The sequence below is a fragment of the Lentzea californiensis genome (assembly GCF_024648825.1).
Lineage (GTDB): Bacteria > Actinomycetota > Actinomycetes > Mycobacteriales > Pseudonocardiaceae > Lentzea > Lentzea californiensis.
Map to the genome: position 1 here is coordinate 894,894 of NZ_JANBBE010000001.1, position 17,961 is coordinate 912,854.

At 69.2% G+C, this 17,961-nt stretch carries 14 protein-coding genes; 7 read left to right on the forward strand and 7 right to left on the reverse strand.

Translation table 11 applies throughout. From position 1 onward, the window contains the following. Window positions 1-75: 75 nt before the first annotated feature. Window positions 76-1,689 carry a glycosyltransferase family 87 protein gene (locus LX88_RS04805; protein ID WP_258946615.1) on the forward strand — a complete coding sequence of 538 codons (1,614 nt, stop codon included), beginning with the start codon at window positions 76-78 and terminating at the stop codon, window positions 1,687-1,689. Here the strand turns inward: LX88_RS04805 and LX88_RS04810 are convergent. Genes LX88_RS04810 through LX88_RS04820 form a run of 3 tightly spaced genes read right to left on the reverse strand, consistent with a single transcriptional unit; the run spans window position 1,601 to window position 4,798 of the window. Beyond that, the gene (locus LX88_RS04810) at window positions 1,601-2,608 is read right to left on the reverse strand and encodes a GDSL-type esterase/lipase family protein (RefSeq protein ID WP_258946616.1); all 1,008 of its coding nucleotides are present in this window, start codon (window positions 2,606-2,608) and stop codon (window positions 1,601-1,603) included. The two genes, LX88_RS04805 and LX88_RS04810, sit on opposite strands and share 89 nt — an antisense overlap. A 19-nt stretch (window positions 2,609-2,627) precedes the next feature. Continuing rightward, entirely contained in the window at window positions 2,628-4,004 is a 1,377-nt protein-coding gene (locus LX88_RS04815; protein ID WP_258946617.1) for a glycosyltransferase family 87 protein, read from the reverse strand. A gap of 23 nt (window positions 4,005-4,027) precedes the next feature. Next, a complete protein-coding gene (locus tag LX88_RS04820) occupies window positions 4,028-4,798 on the reverse strand; it encodes a deoxyribonuclease IV (RefSeq protein ID WP_258946618.1) in 771 nt (256 codons plus the stop codon). A gap of 131 nt (window positions 4,799-4,929) precedes the next feature. On the opposite strand from LX88_RS04820, the gene LX88_RS04825 reads away from it, so the two are divergent. From LX88_RS04825 to dnaB, 6 genes are all read left to right on the forward strand, one after another. Next, a complete protein-coding gene (locus tag LX88_RS04825; RefSeq protein WP_258946619.1) occupies window positions 4,930-5,862 on the forward strand; it encodes a hypothetical protein in 933 nt (310 codons plus the stop codon). 101 nt (window positions 5,863-5,963) lie between these two features. Next, a complete protein-coding gene (rpsF, locus tag LX88_RS04830) occupies window positions 5,964-6,338 on the forward strand; it encodes a 30S ribosomal protein S6 (RefSeq protein ID WP_258946620.1) in 375 nt (124 codons plus the stop codon). A 29-nt stretch (window positions 6,339-6,367) separates the two neighbouring features. Continuing rightward, on the forward strand, window positions 6,368-6,880 hold the full coding sequence (locus LX88_RS04835) for a single-stranded DNA-binding protein (protein ID WP_258946621.1): 513 nt from the start codon (window positions 6,368-6,370) through the stop codon (window positions 6,878-6,880). Window positions 6,881-6,938: 58 nt separating this feature from the next. Continuing rightward, complete coding sequence (gene rpsR / locus LX88_RS04840; RefSeq protein WP_030480165.1) at window positions 6,939-7,178, forward strand: 30S ribosomal protein S18; 240 nt, start codon at window positions 6,939-6,941, stop codon at window positions 7,176-7,178. Window positions 7,179-7,195: 17 nt separating this feature from the next. Further along, entirely contained in the window at window positions 7,196-7,648 is a 453-nt protein-coding gene (gene rplI, locus LX88_RS04845; RefSeq protein WP_090071925.1) for a 50S ribosomal protein L9, read from the forward strand. A gap of 602 nt (window positions 7,649-8,250) precedes the next feature. After that, complete coding sequence (dnaB, locus tag LX88_RS04850; protein ID WP_372511249.1) at window positions 8,251-10,209, forward strand: replicative DNA helicase; 1,959 nt, start codon at window positions 8,251-8,253, stop codon at window positions 10,207-10,209. 183 nt (window positions 10,210-10,392) lie between these two features. Here the strand turns inward: dnaB and LX88_RS04855 are convergent, their stop codons facing one another. From LX88_RS04855 to LX88_RS04870, 4 genes are all read right to left on the reverse strand, one after another. Further along, on the reverse strand, window positions 10,393-10,995 hold the full coding sequence (locus LX88_RS04855; protein ID WP_258946622.1) for a TetR/AcrR family transcriptional regulator: 603 nt from the start codon (window positions 10,993-10,995) through the stop codon (window positions 10,393-10,395). 284 nt (window positions 10,996-11,279) lie between these two features. Beyond that, a complete protein-coding gene (locus tag LX88_RS04860; protein WP_258946623.1) occupies window positions 11,280-14,600 on the reverse strand; it encodes a beta strand repeat-containing protein in 3,321 nt (1,106 codons plus the stop codon). 249 nt (window positions 14,601-14,849) lie between these two features. Next, window positions 14,850-15,626 (reverse strand): hypothetical protein, encoded by a 777-nt coding sequence (locus LX88_RS04865; protein ID WP_258946624.1) that lies wholly within the window; start codon window positions 15,624-15,626, stop codon window positions 14,850-14,852. Window positions 15,627-15,775: 149 nt separating this feature from the next. Further along, entirely contained in the window at window positions 15,776-17,953 is a 2,178-nt protein-coding gene (locus tag LX88_RS04870; RefSeq protein ID WP_258946625.1) for a translocation/assembly module TamB domain-containing protein, read from the reverse strand. Between the last annotated feature and the right edge of the window lie 8 nt (window positions 17,954-17,961).

The following is a 17,961-nucleotide window of genomic DNA, read 5'->3' on the forward strand; positions in this document are numbered from 1 at the left end:
ACCGGGCCCCTTCGCTTTGTGCGGTACCTGGGATGTTGACCACGGCGAAACGGTCTTGGCCGTAACATCCGCCCCGTGCCCAGCAGCCCTGCCGAGCGTCCCGCCGAGGCCTCCGAGACGGACCTCGCCGAGGAAACCGACTCGCTCACCCGCGAAGAACGCGTCGCACCGACGTGGACCGAGTCCCTCGCCCGCAGCCTGAGCAGACCGTTCGGCGGTCCGCTCGGCGAGCACGCGCAGGTCGGCCGGAACTACTTCTGGACGGCGCTGCGGGTGGTCCTGATGCTCGCCGTGGTCACGTTGCTGCTGGGATGGGTGCAGAAGTCCCCGTGCATCCAGCAGTACACGGACGACAAGGGCGTCGTGCAGCTCGACTGGCGGGGCAGCAAGCAGTTCACCGCGCTCTGCTACTCCGACACGGTGCCGCTCTACACCGCGGAACGGCTCGACCAGCGCGGTGCCTTCCCGTACATCACGTCGTGGAAGGACGACGAGGGCAAGCCGACCGAGCACGTCCGGTACATGGAGTACCCCGTGGTCACCGGCCTGTTCATGTGGCTCAACGCGCGCGTGGCGCAGGGGCTCGTGGCGCTCGTGCCGGGGCTGCCGATGACGGTGATCGTGTTCTTCAACGTCACGGCGTTCTGGCTGGCGGTGGCGTGGCTGGTGACGGTGTTCTCGGTCGCCCGGATCGCGCGGCGCAGGACGTGGGACGCGGCGATCGTGGCCGTGTCACCGCTGGTCGTCGTGCACGCGTTCACCAACTTCGACACGATCGCGACGGCGTTCGCGACGGCCGGCCTGCTGGCGTGGGCGCGGAAGAAGCCGGTGCTCGCCGGGGTGTTGCTGGGGCTCGGTGGTGCGGCGAAGCTCTACCCGTTGTTCCTGCTCGGGCCGTTGCTGTTGTTGTGCTGGCGGTCCAACAGGGTCAAGGTCGGCCTCACCACCACGGCGGCGGCCATAGGCGCGTGGGCGCTCGTCAACGCGCCGATCGCCCTGAACCCGGCCTCGCAGACGGGATGGCGTGAGTTCTTCCGCCTCAACACCGAACGCAACGCGGACCCGGACACGCTCTACAACGTGCTCGTGCAGTGGACGGGGTGGCAGGGCTTCGACCCCGGCCTGGCGCAGGGACAACCGCCGACGATCCTCAACACGGTCAGCATGGTGCTGTTCCTCGTATGCTGCGCCGGCATCGCCTACGTGGCGCTCTCGGCACCGACGAGGCCCCGGCTCGCGCAGCTCGGGTTCCTGGTCGTGGCGGCGTTCCTGCTGACGAACAAGGTGTGGAGCCCGCAGTACTCGCTGTGGCTGGTGCCGCTGGCCGTGCTGGCGTTGCCGCGCTGGAAGTTGTTGTTGGCGTGGATGACGGTCGACGCGCTGGTGTGGGTGCCGCGCATGTACTTCTACCTCGGCACCGACCACAAGGGCCTGCCGATCGACTGGTTCCTCGGCGCCGTGGTGCTGCGTGACGCCGCCGTCGTCCTGCTGTGCGTGATGATCCTCAAGGAGATCTACCACCCGGAGCGCGACCTCGTGCGGCAGGCGGGCGACGACCCGCTGGCGGGCGTGCTGGCCGACGCGCCGGACCGGCAGCTCGTCACACCCGCACGAGGCGCGCCATCGCACCGAATGCGTTCCCATTCGGATGCAGGTGATCACCGGAGTCGAACTCCGGACGCAGTCTGAGCGGATCGGCGGGGTCGCGCACGGCCTCGTCGAAGTCGATGGCGTCGCGGAAGGTGGCGCGGATCCACGCGTTCACCTTCTGGCGCTGCTGTTCCTTCTCCTCGGTCCACGTGTACCAGCCGCGCCACGGCGTGATGGTGCCGACGTGGAACTCCACGCCCTCGTTGCGGCATCGCAGCTGGACGGTGCGGATGCCGGCGATGACGTTCTCGGCGCTGACACCGCTCTGGATGTCGTTGATGCCGCCCAGCAGCACGACCTTGCGGACCTCTTTGCTGAACAGGACGTCCCGGTTCACACGCGTGATCATCGGCGCGTTGCCCAGCACCACGCCGTTGCCGTTGATGCCCGCGTTCAGGACCGCGTAGTCGCTCCGCACCAACGACGGCCAGGTGTTCTCGTAGAACCCCTCGGTGATCGAGTCGCCGAACATCACGACCGCCCCCGGCGCGGTGAAGCCCGCGACCTCCACGGCCGAGACGAGGCAGATCTGCTCACGCGTGGACGTGATCGTGCGATGTGCGCGGGCCTGACAGGGCGTGCCGGCCGGGGCGTAGGTGCTGATCTCCAGCGTCTTGGTGACCTCGAGCTGCACGGCGTCGCTGTGGACCTCGGCGCGGGCCCTGATCGTGACGCTCTTGGACCTGCCGAACGTGAGTTGCCGCGTCACGCCGTTCGCGGTGACGGTGACCTGCTCGACGCGCACCGGCTTGATGCCCATCAGGTTCGACAGGCGCACCCGGACCGAGGTGCCGCCCGCCGCGAGGTCGACCGTCGTGCGCACGCTCTGGTCCGGCACGGTGCCCGAGAGCGTCGGCACGGCCTGCCACACGGGCAGCCAGCGGATCACCTCCGAGCGCACGGGCACCCCGGAGGCACCGCAGGCCAGCAGCAACGCCAGCACGATGATCACCCTCACGAGTGGAGTCTGCGGCGAATCAGGTCTTCGCTGCTACAGCCCCGCGGATGAACTTCAGGTCTTCGTGGTCGTCTTCGGTGACGTCCCGGGCCTTGAGGAACACGACGAACAGCGCCACGAGCAACGCGGCCCGGCCCCACACGCCGATCATCACGGCCTGCGCGGAGAAGCTGTCGTAGATCCCGGCCGGCTGACCGAACTCGATCGCCCAGAACCAGCGGAAGATGCCGACGCCCATGGCCAGGTCGACCACGAAGTAGGCGAAGGCCCACACCAGCCGCACGCGCAGCAGCACGAGGAACGGCACCAGCCACAGCGTGTACTGCGGCGAGTGGACCTTGTGCAGCAGCATGAAGCCGCACAGCATCGCGCCGGACACCGCGATCCACGGATAGCTGCCCTCGCGCCGGAACCGCATCCAGCCGTAGCCGGCGGCGATCGCGAACGAGACCAGGATCGTGATCGGCGAGATGACGCCGACCAGCGACTGCATCGCGTCGTCGCCGATGAACGGCCGCAGGCCCCAGTACCAGACCGAGTTCGTCGTGATGTCGACCCGGCGCAGCGACTGGAACTCGAACGACGCCGCCCAGCCGTCGTAGCCCGCGATCGCGAACGGCAGGTTGACCAGCACGACCGTGATGATCGACGCGAGCCCGACCTTGACCGCGCCCGCCACGTCGGTTTTCTTACCGGCCGGCATCTCCTGGCCGCGCCAGCCGCCGGTGGCGACGAAGAGCATCAGCGGCAGCACGAAGGCCGCCGGGTAGACCTTGAACGCGAACCCGAGCCCGAGCAGCACGGACGCGACCACGGCTCTCTCGACGAGCGGCCGGTTCCAGCGGTGCACCACGAAGACCGCGGCGACCGAGCACAGGACGACCGGCAGGTCCCAGTTGTGGAAGGCGTAGAGGACCAGCGGTGGCCCGATCGCCCACAGCAACGCGCGCCAGCGGGCCAGCTTGCCCAGCAGGTAGCCCGTGAGCAGGCCGAACGGCGCCATCAGCAGCGACGAGTAGAGCAGGTACTCCGCGTCGTTGTGCGCGAAGATCGCACCCGCCCAGATGAGCAGGCCGGAGAGCACCGGGTACTCGACCGAGCCCCCGATGAGGATGCCCTTGTCGTTGATGTTGCCGTCGACGTACGGGAAGACGTGCCGGTCGATGTCGCGCCCGATCCAGAGGTGCTGGATGTCGGAGTAGCAGACGTCCTGCTTGTTGCGCTCGTCGTAGTCGGGCTGCGTGCGGCCCCACTGGTCGAACGCGGGACCGGTGCAGCGGTCCTTGTTGATGAAGCCCAGCAGCAGCGTGAGCCCGCACAGCAACACGAGCACGGCGGCGGCAGCGCTGCCGAAGCGGTTCACGAAACGCCCGGCGTCGCCTCGCTCGGGCGTCACGCTCACCACCTCGTGCACGGTGTTCACCGGCCGGCGCGGTCGCGCAGGAAGGCGATGTCGTCGGCCTGGCCCTCGTCGGGCGTCTCCACCACGACGGGGCATCCGGCGGTGGCGACCACGGCCGCCAACTGGTCGGCGTCGATGGTGCCAGTCTTGATGTTGTCGTGCCGATCGCGCGAGGAGCCGAACTCGTCGCGCGAGCTGTTGAGGTGCACGAGGTCGATCCGGCCGGTGATCGCCTTCACCCGGTCGACGATGCCGACCAGGTCCTCACCGGCGGCGAACGCGTGGCAGGTGTCGAGGCAGAAGCCCGCGCCGAACTCGCCGACCGCGTCCCAGAGCAGCTTGAGGGAGTCGAACGTGCGCGCCATGGCGCCGTCGCCGCCCGCGGTGTTCTCGATCAGGACCGGGACCGCGAAGCCGCCCTCGGCGACCTGGCGCTCGAAGAACTTGCGCCAGTTCGCGAAGCCCTCGGCCGGGTCCTCGCCCTTGGTGACGTGGCCGCCGTGCACGATCAGGCCCTTGGCGCCGACCGTCGCGGCGGCCTCGGCGTGCTGGACCACGTTCTTCCTGGACGGAATCCGGATCTTGTTGTTCAGCGACGCGATGTTGATCAGGTACGGGGCGTGCACGAACACCTCGAGGCCGGAGGCGAGCAGGGCCTCCGTCTGCGGGTGGGGTTTGGGCTTCTTCCACCCCTGGGGATCCGACAGGAAGAACTGGACGACCTCGGCCCCGCGTTCGGCCGCGGCGCCGACCGGGTCGTCGTCGCGTACATGGGCCCCGATGCGCATACGCAGGAGGGTAGTCGGCGCCCATAACGCCATCGCAGCCGCCGCCGATAGGAGTAATTGGAAAAACTGGGGATGGTCTACGTCACCACCAGGACCTACGGTCGTTACTAGAGAGTAGGAAAGGGGTTCGCATGAGGCTGTTGAGCGTCGCCGCCACGGCGTTGCTGGCCCTGGCTTCCGCTTCGGTGGGCGGGGTCGCGCACGCGGCGGAACCCATCGTGGTCGGCAGCTGCGCCACCACCGTGCAGGGCGCGCCCGGCACCCCCGTCTCTCTGAGTCCGGCCGCCGTGACGCAGCCGATCACGGACCTCGTGCGCGCCGTCCCGTTGCTCGGGCCGCCGCTCGCCGAACCGTTCAAGCAGGCGTTCGCGCAGGCCAAGCCCATGCCGATCGGCGCGGTGCAGGTCGGCACGACGACCATCAGCGGCGGCACGATCGCCAACGCCGTGATGGCCGAGGTGAACAAGATCCCGCTGCTCGGGCCGATCCTCGGCACGCTCGACAAGACCGTGCGCACGACGCTGACGCAGGGCTGCCAGGTGACGGTGGTCGGCGTCAACCAGGTCGCCGCGCCCGTCCAGGACGGCGCCAAGGCCGTCGCGGACGCCTCTCAGCAGGCCGTCGGCGCGATCCCCGGTGCACCGAAACCGCCTGGTCAGCAGCCCCAGCCGCAGCCGGGGACCAACCCCGGCACGCAGCCGGGCACCCAGCCCGGCGTTCCCGGTGTGGGCGCGGGCGCTCCCAGCAACCGCGACTTCTCGCTCTACCCGATCGGCTCGAACTTCGGCCGCGTGCCGCTGTTCAGCTACGGCTCGCTGCCGTTCGCGATGCCCGGCCTCTACTCGCCGTCGCCCGGTGTGCGGTACGGCTCGCAGGTGCCCCGCGCGTCCAACGGCACCGGCGTCGAGGGCGACTCGGTGCAGGCCGCCGGCCGCGCCACGGCGTTGCCCAGGCTGAGCGGACCCGGCGGCGTCGGCGCTCCGGTGCTGGTCGCGGTGCTGATGCTCGCCCTGGTCACGGGCGCGCTGGTGCGGACCTGGGCACTGCGTCGCACCCCTGCGTAGTCGCCGGACGCGCTCTGTTAACCTTTGTCAGTTGCTGACGCGACGACCCTCCTGCCACGGAAAGCCCGTGGCCGCGAGTCCACAGGAGGTGAGTGGTCCTCATGCGTCATTACGAAGTGATGGTCATCCTCGACCCCAGTCTCGACGAGCGCACTGTCGCACCGTCGCTCGACACGTTCCTCAACGTCATCCGCACCACGGGCGGAAACGTGGAGAAGGTCGAGGTGTGGGGCAAGCGCCGGTTGAGCTTCGAGATCAACAAGAGCAGCGAGGGCATCTACGCGGTGCTCGACCTGACCTCGACGCCTGACGCGGTGAAGGAACTGGACCGCCAGCTCGGTCTGCAGGAGACGGTGCTCCGGACGAAGGTCCTGCGCCGCGAGCCCGCCAAGGCCGCCAAGTTGGCCGCCAAGGCCAAGGCCAAGTCGGACGCCAAGTCGGCCAAGTCAGCGGCTCGGGCCGCTGCCAGGGCCTGACGAACCTCGACTAGGGGAGCTCCCAAGACATGGCTGGTGAGACGACGATCACGGTGGTCGGGAACCTGACTGCCGATCCCGAACTGCGCTTTACCCAGTCCGGTGCGGCGGTGGCCAGCTTCACGGTCGCCTCCACGCCCCGCACGTTCGACAAGAATTCGGGCGAGTGGAAGGACGGCGAAGCGCTGTTCCTGCGGTGCAACGTGTGGCGGCAGGTCGCCGAGAACGTGGCCGAGTCGCTCACCCGCGGTTCGCGAGTGCTCGTCTCCGGACGGTTGCGCCAGCGTTCCTTCGACACGAAGGAAGGCGAGAAGCGCACTGTCGTGGAGCTTGAGGTCGACGAGATCGGCCCCTCGCTGCGCTACGCGACCGCGAAGGTCAACAAGGTCAGCCGTGGAGACGGCGGCGGTGGCGGCGGCTTCGGCGGCGGCGGTGGTCAGCAGTCTCGCGGCGGTGGCGGCGCCGCACCCGCGGACGACCCGTGGGGTTCTGCCCCGCAGGCCGGTTCCAGCGGTGGCTTCGCCGACGAGCCCCCCTTCTAGACCGACTGCACCGGTCATCCAGTACTTCACTCATCGCGTATTCAGGAGTTAGAGACACATGGCCAAGCCGCCTGTGCGCAAGCCCAAGAAGAAGGTCTGCGCCTTCTGCAAGGACAAGAGCGCGTCCCTGATCGACTACAAGGACACGACGCTGCTCCGCAAGTTCATCTCCGACCGCGGCAAGATCCGTGCCCGCCGCGTCACGGGTAACTGCTCGCAGCACCAGCGCGACGTCGCTGTTGCCGTGAAGAACGCCCGTGAGATGGCCCTGCTGCCCTACACCTCGACCGCTCGCTAAGAGAAGGAGACACTGCGATGAAGCTCATCCTCACCGCTGACGTTTCCGGCCTTGGCGCTCCCGGCGACATCGTCGAGGTCAAGGACGGCTACGGCCGCAACTACCTGCTCCCGCGTGGTCTCGCGATCGTCGCGACCCGTGGCGCGCAGAAGCAGATCCAGGTCATCACCCGCGCGCAGGACACCCGCCGCGTGCGCGACCTGGACCACGCCAAGGAGATCAAGACCGCGCTCGAGGGTCTCTCCGTGACGCTCAAGGCCAAGGCCGCCGCCGGCAGCAGCAAGCTGTTCGGCTCGGTCACCACGTCGGACGTGGCGGCTGCCGTCAAGTCCGCCGGTGGTCCGGTCCTGGACAAGCGCGCCATCGAGCTGCCGGGTCACATCAAGACGACCGGCAAGCACTCGGTCACGGTTCGCCTCCACCCCGAGGTCACCGTCGCCCTGCCGGTCGAGGTCACTGCCGGCGAGTGATCATCGGGTTGTCCCCGCCACACGTTGGTGGGGGTGGCCCACGGTTCGGTTTGTGAAGCGCTGCCTACCCGGAATGCTCCGGGTGGGTGGCGCTTTCGCTCGTTCGGACCAGCGTAAATCTGTCCACTTCCTGTGGATAAACGGCTCGTCCAGCCTGGCGGCGACACGCCGACGAAGGTGTTTTTCGCGACACGCCGAGGCTGTGGCACACAACTTTTTCCACAACTTGTACACAGCCTCTGAGCTGCAGTTACTTCTGTCACTCCACTGGTTGTCAACAGGTTGTCCCCAGCGCCGTGACCCCTGTGAGCAACCATCCACAGGTTGTCCCCCAGTTGTCCACAGGGCGATCCACACGCTGGTTTGCTTGCTCCGGACGGGTCCCTCTAGCGTCGCTGTCAGGGCGAGGCCATCGCACAGCGTGGCCGCCCGAAATTGTCGGTGCCGCGCGGTACAACTAGGTGATCCAGGCACCGGCTCTCGACTTTCTTCGCAGGGGTGATTCGGCAGTGGCGCTCGTGGACGACCGGGGCATGGCGGAGCCCGCATTCGAGCGTCAGCCGCCCCAGGACCTCGCGGCGGAGCAGTCCGTTCTCGGCGGCATGCTGCTGTCCAAGGACGCGATCGCGGACGTCATCGAGGCGCTCGCGCCGAACGACTTCTACCGCCCCGCGCACCAGGCGATCTACGACTGCATCCTCGACCTGTACGGCCGCGGCGAGCCCGCCGACCCGATCACCATCTCGGCCGAGCTCGAACGCCGCGGCGAGTTGCTGCGCGTCGGTGGCGCGCCGTACCTGCACACGTTGATCGCGACGGTCCCCACGGCCGCGAACGCCGGCTACTACGCCGAGATCGTGGCCGAGAAAGCGGTGCTGCGCCGTCTGGTCGAGGCCGGCACGCGCATCGTGCAGCTCGGTTACAACGGTGCCGAGGGCGCGGACGTCGACGAGGTGGTCGACCGGGCGCAGGCCGCGATCTACGAGGTCACCGACCGCCGCACCACCGAGGACTACGTGGCCCTCGAGGACCTGCTGCAGCCGACCATGGACGAGATCGACGCGATCGCGTCCCGCGGCGGCATGTCGCAGGGCATCCCGACGGGCTTCGCCGACCTCGACGCCCTGACCAACGGCCTGCACGGCGGCCAGATGATCATCGTCGCGGCCCGCCCCGGTGTCGGCAAGGCGCTCGCCCTGGACACCCCGCTGCCCACGCCGTCCGGCTGGACGACGATGGGCGCCGTGTCGGTGGGCTCGTTCCTGATCGGCGCCGACGGCCGTCCGACCAGGGTGGTCGCCGCGACCGAGGTGATGACGGGCCGTCCGTGCTTCGAGGTCGAGTTCTCCGACGGCACCGTGATCGTGGCCGACGCCGAGCACCAGTGGCTGACGGAGTCATGCAGCGAGACCGGCGGCTTCTGGGCGATCCGCACCACCGCGCAGCTGTTCGAGCGGGTCGGCCTGTGCCGCATGTTCGTCCGGCTGTCCGCGGCCTGGGAGCTGCCCACCGCGTCATTGCCGCTGTCCCCGCGCGCGCTGGGCCTGTTCCTGTCCGGCCTGGGCGACCTGGAACTGACCGACGACGAACTGCGCGTCGCCAAGGAACTCGACCTGGCCGACGACCCGCACATCCCCGCCGCGTACCTGCGCGCGTCCCACAAGCAGCGCGCGGAACTGCTGGCCGCACTGCAGATCGACGGCCGCTTCGCCCGCCTGCGCCGCGACGTCGACGAACTGATCGCGGGCCTGGGCGAGCACGCCCAGGTGGAGATCGTCGCGGTCCGCCCAGTCGCCTCCGTCCCGGTGAGGTGCGTGGAGGTCGACAACCACGACCACCTGTACCTCGCGGGCGAGACGATGATCCCGACCCACAACTCGACGCTGGGCCTCGACTTCGCCAGGTCGTGCTCGGTCAAGCACGGCATGACCAGCGCCATCTTCAGCCTGGAAATGAGCCGCACGGAAATCGTCATGCGCATGCTCTCCGCCGAGGCGCGCATCCGCCTCAGCGACATGCGAGGCGGCACGATGAGCGACGACGACTGGACCCGCCTGGCCCGCCGCATGAGCGAGATCAGCGAGGCACCGCTCTTCGTGGACGACAGCCCGAACCTCACCATGATGGAGATCAGGGCCAAGGCCCGCCGCCTCAAGCAGCGCCACGACCTCAAGCTCGTGGTGGTCGACTACCTCCAGCTGATGTCGTCGGGCAAGAAGACGGAGTCGCGCCAGCAGGAAGTCTCGGAGTTCTCCCGAAACCTCAAGCTGATCGCCAAGGAACTCCACGTCCCGGTGATCGCGATCTCCCAGCTCAACCGAGGCCCGGAACAGCGAACAGACAAGCGCCCGATGCTCTCCGACCTCCGTGAGTCGGGCTCCCTGGAGCAGGACGCCGACATGGTCATCCTGGTCAACCGCCCAGACGCCTGGGAACGCGACGACCCGCGCGCCGGCGAGGCCGACCTGATCATCGCCAAGCACCGCGCGGGGCCGACCGCGACCATCGTCGTGGCGCACCAGCTGCACTACAGCCGCTTCACGGACCTGGCCCAGACGTAAGCCGACGCCTGCCTCAACGGCATTGCAACGGTGCGGCGGCGATGTCCTGAGGTCGGGAACGAGGCCAGTCCCGGCTACGTCGTCGCCGATGTCAGCGCTGCCGGGTCCGCGGCCGCCGGCCACAACGCCGCGATCTCGCCCGCCGGGCCGACCGACGCAGACACTCGCACGTGGACCAGCGGGCTACGGCTTGCGGGGTTCGAGGCCGCGCAACGCCGTGTCCACCACCTGGTCCACGTAGTGGTGAGTCAGCGGGCCAGTCCGCTGCAGCCACCGGTTGAGGACCGGACCGAACAGCATGTCGATCGCCACCTCGAGCTCGACGTCTTCAGCGAGCTGCCCAGCGCGCTGTGCCGCGCGGAGGCGCTCCTTCTTCAGTTCCCGCATCGGCTTTTCCAGTCGCGCCACGTACTCGCCGGCCAGCAAGTGATCGTTGACGATCTCGACGTGCATGGCGCGCATGGCCTTGTCGTAGCGCGGATCGTCCAGTTCATCGACCGTGGCCCGCAGTACCAGTTTCAGGTCTGCGGCCAGATCGCCGGTGTCCGGCAGGGCGGCGGTCTCGCCGTCACCTGCGAAGGCCAGGAAGGCCTCGAAGATCAGCGAACCCTTTGACGCCCACCACCGGTAGATCGTCTGTTTGCCGACTCCGGCCCTGCGGGCGATGCCTTCGATGGTGAGCTTCGGATAGCCCACCTCCCCGAGGAGGTCGATGGCTGCGGTGAGGATGGCGCGCCGCGTTGCATCGCTGCGTCGGTTGGGGTCTGGGACACCTGGCATGGGCATGACTCATCCTAGTAAGCGACGAGACGAGACGTCTCGTCTTGCCAAGTGCTCGCATGTGGCGGCGTGCTTCGCCTCATCAACGAGACGAGACGTCTCGTCTCGCCAGAGAGGGGAACGGGAAGATGACTGCTTCAGCCTCACCACGAGTTTGGATCGTCACCGGAGCTGGCACGAAATCCCCCCGAACGGCACTGAGCCCCAGCGACACCGTCGTGTCGCTGGGGCTCAGCTTCTTACCGGAGGGAGGGTGTTACGTACTGCGGGGTGTTACGTGGTGCTGGGTGTTACAGCGAGCCGGTCACCTTCTGGAACAGGTTGGCCGGGTCGATCATGGCGAGCGCCGGGGCGAACGGCAGCTGCGGCAGCGAACGCTCGCCGGCCTTCGGGGCCAGACCCTGGGTCGGGTTCAGGCTGAGACCCGAGAGGGAGGCCGGGCCGTCGACGGGCAGCGCGGGCAGCGAACGCTCGGTGGGCAGCGCGGGCAGCTGCACCGGCACCGGCAGCGCCGGGGCGGTCACCGGGAGGGACGGCAGCGAACGCCCGGTGGCGCCGGCCGGGATCAGGCCCTTCGCGGCGTCGAGCAGCTGGCCCAGGGGCAGGCCCTGGATGTTCGGCGTGACGTTGCCGGTGCCACCGTTCAGCGGCAGGGCGGAGCGCTCCTTCGCCACACCGGGCAGACCCTGGAGGGGCGTCTTGGCCAGGCCCTGGGTCAGACCCTTCGTGAGGCCCTGGGTCAGACCCTCGGTGAGAGCCTGGGTGGGCAGAGCCTTGGTCAGGCCCTGCGTGGGCAGACCCTTGGTCAGGCCCTGCGTGGGCAGACCCTTGGTCACGCCCTGCGTGGGCACACCCTTGGTGGGCACACCCTTGGTGAGACCCTGGGTGGGCACACCCTTGGTGAGACCCTGCGTGGGCAGACCTTTGGTCAGGCCCTGGGTGGGCAGACCCTTGGTGAGACCCTGCGTGGGCAGACCCTTGGTGAGACCCTGCGTGGGCAGACCCTTGGTCAGGCCCTGCGTGGGCAGACCCTGGGTGGTGGGCAGGCCCTGGATGGGCAGCTGGCCGACCAGAGCCGCCAGGTCAGCCGGGTTCGGGAGCTGGTTGATCGGCAGCTTGCTGTCGAGACCGTGGAACGTCGGAACCTGGTTGGCCTTCATCAGGCTGTCGACGCCCTTGGGGAGCTCCAGGCCCTTGAGCTGCGTGGCGCGCAGGGGGCCGTCGGTGTCCTCGCCGGTGAGCTGCGTGTCGTCGCTCGTGCCCAGCGTGGTCGCCTGGCCGACGACCTCAACGGGGATGCGCGCGAGCTTGGCAGCCGCCTCGACCGGGACGTGCATGTCGCGAGCGGTCAGCGGGCCGCTGCCCTCGGTGGCGGTCTCGCCGCCGGCCTGGGTGTGCGAGGCCTTGTCGGTGACCGTCGTGGCGTTGCCCGCGACCGCGACCGCGTCCGCGTACACGCCGGCGAAGGCGTTGGCGGGGACGTTGACCAGGTTGCCGGAGACCGAAGCGTCGTCAGCCGAGGTGTGGCTGTCGTCACCGGACACGACGTTGGTGGCGGACACCACGTCGGAGTTGGTGATACCGGCCGCGGAGACCGTGTTGCCCGGAACGGCCGGGAGCACTGCCGGCTGCGCGCCGATGAGGTTGCCGGCGACGGCACCCTTGTCACCGTTGCTGTTGACGTCGCCGCCGGCGACCGAGCTGAGGTCGTTGGTGGCCGTCGAGTTGACGTTGCCGCCGCCGCCGACCGACCAGCCGAGCACCTGGGTGCCGGTCGCGACCGGGGCCGACACGACGTTGCCCGCGATGGAGCCCTGCTTGCCGGTGGTGAGGGCGTCGCCGCCGGCCTTCATGTCGGTGGAGTTGACGCCCGTGGTGTCGTTGTTGCCCACCAGGGTGACGCCGTCGGCGAAGACCTGGGCCGGCGTCGAGGTCGGGACCTGGACGATGTTGCCGGACGCCGAGCTCTTCTTGCCGGTCGCGTGGGGCGCGTCGCCCGCGACGACCGTGGTGTCGTTCGCCGCGTCCGACGTGGTGTTGCCCACGAGGCCGGCGGTGACGGCGAAGACCTGCGGGGCGACCGCGGTCGGCGCGGTCACGACGTTGCTGGAGACCGTGCCGCGGTCGTCCTGGGTGTTCGGGGTGCCACCGGACTGGACCAGCTTGACCTCGTCGGCCGAGCCGGCGGCCTGGCCACCGACAGCGGCGGCGAGACCGTAGACCTCGGCGGGCGCGGCGAGCGGGGTGGAGGCGATGTTGCCCGAGCCGACCGAGTCGTTGCCCGTCGTGCCCTGGTAGCCGGAGGTGACCGACTTGACGTCGTTCTCGCAGGTACCAGCGGCCTGGCCGGCGAGCGTGGCACCGTTGCCGCACACGTCCACGGCCGTGGCCGGGGGAACGTCCGCGATGTTGCCCGAGAGCACGGACTTGTCGCCGACGGTGAAGGACTGGCCACCGGCGGTCGAGTTCGCCTCGTTCGAGTGGTCGGTCAGCGCGTTGCCGACCAGGGACGCGCCGTTGCCGCCCGCGGCGACGGGCAGCGAGATGGGCGCGCCGGCGATGTTGCCGGACCCCGTGGAGCCGTGGCCCGTGGTGTGGTGCGAGCCACCGGCGCGCGAGTCGTTGACCGTGTCGCTGACGGCGGCGGCGTTGCCACCGGCGGCGGCGGCGTTGTCGTCGACCGTGATCGGGCCGGCGAGCGCGGGCTCGGCGATGTTGCCGGCGAGCGTGGCGGGGTCGCCGTTGGTGAAGGTCTTGCCGCCGGCGTACGCGGCACCGGTCTGCGTCGAGTCCGTGGCGGCGTTGCCCGCGGCGGCGGCCGAGTTGCCGTTCACCTCGAACAGCGGCGCCAGCGGGATCGGCGCGGCGTTGCCGGAGATCGAGCCGTTCTTGCCGCTCGTGACGACGTCGCCCTCGGAGGAGGCGAACGTGTCGGCGGAGGAGTTGCCCTCGGCGATGCCCGCCGCGCCCACGCCGTTGCCGGTGACCTGAACCGGGGTCGCACCGCGCTCGGCCACGACGTTGCCGGACATGGTGCCCTTTTCACCACTGGTGGTGATGTCGCCGCCGGTCGTCGAGACCTGCTTGGCGTCGGTCGTGTTGGTCTCGGCGTTGCCGCCCGCCCCGACCGCGTTGCCGGTGGCCTGGACCGGGAGCACGTGGTCGACGGCGACGACGTTGCCGGCGAGAGCCTGGCCGGCGCCATCGGTGACGACGGTGCCGTCACGGTGCGTGGTCTGCGTGCAGTCGCCGGTCGCCTCGGTGTCGGCGAGAACCGCGATCGCGTTGCCGCAGATGTTGAACGGCACATCGAGGTGCCCCTGGATCCTGTTGCCGCGCACCACGTTCTGGAAGGCGGTGCCCTGCAGGCGCTCACCTGCCTGACGGACCAGCGGGTTCGCGACGGGCGCTGCCGTGCGGGTGGGCACCGCGCTGGTGACGCGGTCCGTGCTGATCGTCCGGTCGACCTTGGGGACCGTGACTTCCCGGACCGGGGTGGCCAGCTTGTTCTGGTCGACCTTGACCGGAACACCGGCCGCGACGTCGACAGCCGAAGGCGCAGCGTCCGGGTCGACGTTCTCCTGAGCAGAAGCGATGCCCGTACCGAGCATCAGCAAACCACCAGTGACAAACGCGGTCTGAAGTCCGCGCTTTGCCCAGGTCTGCATTAGATCTCCTTCATCGATTTCCCGTCCAAGCGACGGGGGCTCAAGGGGGTGGGGCCGAAACGCGCAGGGGAGGGCGCGTCATCACCGGGGGAGTCGCACGCGGTGATCGACCTGTTTGAGCGCAAGAAAAAAGCGCGACGGTCGACTTCCGGACAGCCAGGGGAGAGGGCTGCCGCGGACCGCGCGCTTGAATCAGTCGGGGTTGATACCGGGCTGCTTGCCCGGCGTCACGGTGACCTCGTCAGTGGACGGCGCGAGAGCGCGCGTCGACGAGATGCCGTGAGCGTCACCGGGTGCAGCGGGGGCAGCCATCATGCTGCCCTTGGCAGAACCAGAACCGTCGTTGCACGAAGCACACTGCACCGGCGCGGGGGCCGGGACGGGCAGCTTCGGGAACGGGGTGCTGGGCAGGGAAGGACGCTGCTCGGAGGGCACGACGAAGTCGTTGTGCTCCAACAGGTCCGTCCAGCTGCCACCGGACGCGCCGGTGAACTGCGAGACCACCGGTGCCGGCGACTGTCCGGCATCGGTGGCGGGAGCCGGGATCTCCGGGAACGTCACGTCCATGGCCCGCTCACTGACGGGACTGCTGGACTGACCGATCCTGGTGACCTGCGGCAGGATTCGTGCGGCGATCTGCTCGACCGCCTGGGAGACCTGAACGTCCGGCAGAGCGGCGCGAGCCTTCTCCTGCTCGGTGCGCAGAGTCTCGTCGATCTTGTGCACTGCCTTGGCAGCGGGAACGGCGACCGGCAGCTTCTCGTCCGTCTTGGCGACGATCGTGCTGACGACGTCGAACTGCTGCGCGTCCGTGGCAGGCACGATGTCGGCCGCGTTGGCCGACGTCGTGGCGAGCGCCCAGGCAACGGCGGTTCCGGCGATCGCTCCACCGACGGCGAGCAGCGCTCGGGTGGCGAACCGGCGCATGCCGTTCGCTCCCGTCTTCGCTCGCAGCTCAGTGGAGAACAACGCAGGAAACCTCGCTACTCGGTGGCGCTCAAGGGAATCGCCGACGATCAACTGATCAAGTCGACGTCGGCGACTCTGCCAGTCCATCCACTCCGAATGCACGCCCTGGGCGCTCGGTTAACCACATCGTGTGAACGGCTTCCCTTGGCTCACACCCGTTTCAACACCCGGGCCGCACCGGCGGCCGCGGTCGACGCGAGCACCCAGCCCACGGCCACGAGCAGCGAAGATATCCATTGCGACGCACCGGTGAACTGCCACTTGCCGTCGTGGCCGAAGTCGATGATCGGGATCAGGAGGTCGAGGGCGAGCAGCGCGGCGTTCCACACCGGGTCCTCGTCCTTGTTGAGCTTGACCATCGGGTGCCAGGCGAACCACAGCGCGCCGAACAGCCAGAACACGGCGAGCCAGCAGATCGCGAGCCACGGGCGGTAGCCGTAGCCGACCGTCCACCGCTGCACGACGCCCCAGACCCGGCCGGCGCGGCCTAGTTCGGAATAGCGGCGGCGCTGCTTCTCCAGCTGGACCTTCTGCGCGAGTTCCTCCTCGCCGCCCTGCTGGTACACGGCGGCGAGCTGTTCGTACGGTCCGGGCGCGAAGTCCGGCTGCACCTTGAGCAACCACTTCAAGCGCGTCTGCACCGGCACGTCCGGGTCGGCGGTGATGCCGGCGAACTCGAAGTCGTCCACGGCGACGCCGCCCTCGGCGTCCCACAGGCCCGGCCCGTCGGTCACCGACACCGCTTTCAGGCGGCTCAGCACTATTTTCCCCTTGGGCTGCTGGCCCGCGGGGATGTGCAGGCGGAACTGGTGCACGGTCAGGCCGTAGGCGTTGAGCGCGATGTCCGCGGCGGTCGAGCCGAGGTGCGAGTCGCTGAACGTCGCCATCTTGCCGACCTCGCCCAGCCGGATGCGCACGCCGCCGACCGCGGTGAACCCGCGGCTGCACAGGAGGTCCTTGCCGATCGTGATGGCGCGGGCATCCAGTGACGGCTTCTGAGTGCCGTTCCCGCGGAGCCTCGGGAGGGTGAGCTCGGCGCCGGAGAGGTCGAGCGTGGAGCCGATGTTCGCGTTCTGCAGGCGGACCGAGCCCTTGGCCTTCAACTCGCGCAGGAAGAGCGTGCCGCCGACCTGGAGGCGGTCGGCGAACAGGACGTCGATGCCCGGCCCGTGCAGCGAGACGCCGGACATGCTGGCGCTGCCGTGGATGGTGGCGTTGGACAGCCGCACCTGGCCGTAGGTGTGGAGTGCCTTGGACCGGATGCCCGCGCCGTTGACGGCACTGCGGGCCTCGACGTCGCCGCGGACCTGCATGCCGTCGGCGTGCAGGGCGACCGGGATGCGGTTCGTGACGTCACCGGCGAGCTCTTCGGCGATCTCGCGCGGCCCGATCACCGCGCCGGACAGCCGGAGGTAGCCGCCGATGCTCGCGTTCGGCAGCCGGACCGTGCCCTCGCTGGTGAAGCCGTCGTCGAGTTCGACGTTGCCCTCGACCCGGATGCGGTCGGCCACGAGCGTCGCGGCCTCGTCGGCCGATCCGTGCGGCAGTACCAGCACCTGGTTGTCGACGCGGTGGGCGGAGTTGAGGCGGGCGCCGGTGAACTCGACGTTCCCGTTGACGCGCGCACCGTCGAACAGCACGCGGCCGTCGGCGGTGAAGCGACCGCCCTCGGCGTTGCAGAAGACGTTGCCCGCGACGACGATCCCGGACGCGTCGAGCGCGTCCTTGCCTGTGTTGAGCAGCCGCGCGCCACCGAGGTGGACGCTGCCGCCGATCGCCGCACCGCGGAACCGCACCTCACCGTTCGCGCGCATCGCGATGGCCTGGATCGAACCGCTGACCCTGATCCGGGCGCCGAGCAGCGCGTGGTCGGTGGCCGAACGCAGCACCGCACCGGCGAGGCGGAGCGTCCCGTCCACCGCGGCGTCGGTGAGGTCGACGGTGCCGGTGCAGGTGAAGCCGGCCTCGAGGACCAGGTCGCTGAAGACCCTGAGGTTGCGGCCCTGCAGCCCGGGAACGCGGGTGCCGCGCAACCGAAGGCCGATGAGGCGGGCCATGCGGAGGTCGAGCGACTCCTCGAAGGTGCAGTGGGTGAGGTCGATGACCCGCGTGACGCGGGTGCCCTCCAGTTCGAACATGCCGGTGATCCGCGCGTTGCGCAGGCGCAGAGCGGGTAGTCCCTTGCGCGGCACCCGGTACAACCCGGTCAGCAGACCGGTGAGCACCTCGCCGCGCACGCTCTGCCCGGTCAGGTCGATCTCGGTGCCGCCCGCATAGGCCCCGGCGACCTGGCGTTCGAGCTCGGTCAAGTCTTCGGGCTTGATCACGTTCGTCC

Bases quoted from the DNA above. Each gene is read 5' to 3' on its own strand.
- rplI (WP_090071925.1), top strand. From the start codon at position 7,196: ATGAAGCTCATCCTCACCGCTGACGTTTCCGGCCTTGGCGCTCCCGGC.
- LX88_RS04835 (WP_258946621.1), top strand. From the start codon at position 6,368: ATGGCTGGTGAGACGACGATCACGGTGGTCGGGAACCTGACTGCCGAT.
- LX88_RS04860 (WP_258946623.1), bottom strand. From the start codon at position 14,600: ATGCTCGGTACGGGCATCGCTTCTGCTCAGGAGAACGTCGACCCGGAC.
- dnaB (WP_372511249.1), top strand. From the start codon at position 8,251: ATGCTGCTGTCCAAGGACGCGATCGCGGACGTCATCGAGGCGCTCGCG.
- LX88_RS04855 (WP_258946622.1), bottom strand. From the start codon at position 10,995: ATGCCCATGCCAGGTGTCCCAGACCCCAACCGACGCAGCGATGCAACG.
- rpsR (WP_030480165.1), top strand. From the start codon at position 6,939: ATGGCCAAGCCGCCTGTGCGCAAGCCCAAGAAGAAGGTCTGCGCCTTC.
- LX88_RS04825 (WP_258946619.1), top strand. From the start codon at position 4,930: ATGAGGCTGTTGAGCGTCGCCGCCACGGCGTTGCTGGCCCTGGCTTCC.
- LX88_RS04820 (WP_258946618.1), bottom strand. From the start codon at position 4,798: ATGCGCATCGGGGCCCATGTACGCGACGACGACCCGGTCGGCGCCGCG.
- rpsF (WP_258946620.1), top strand. From the start codon at position 5,964: ATGCGTCATTACGAAGTGATGGTCATCCTCGACCCCAGTCTCGACGAG.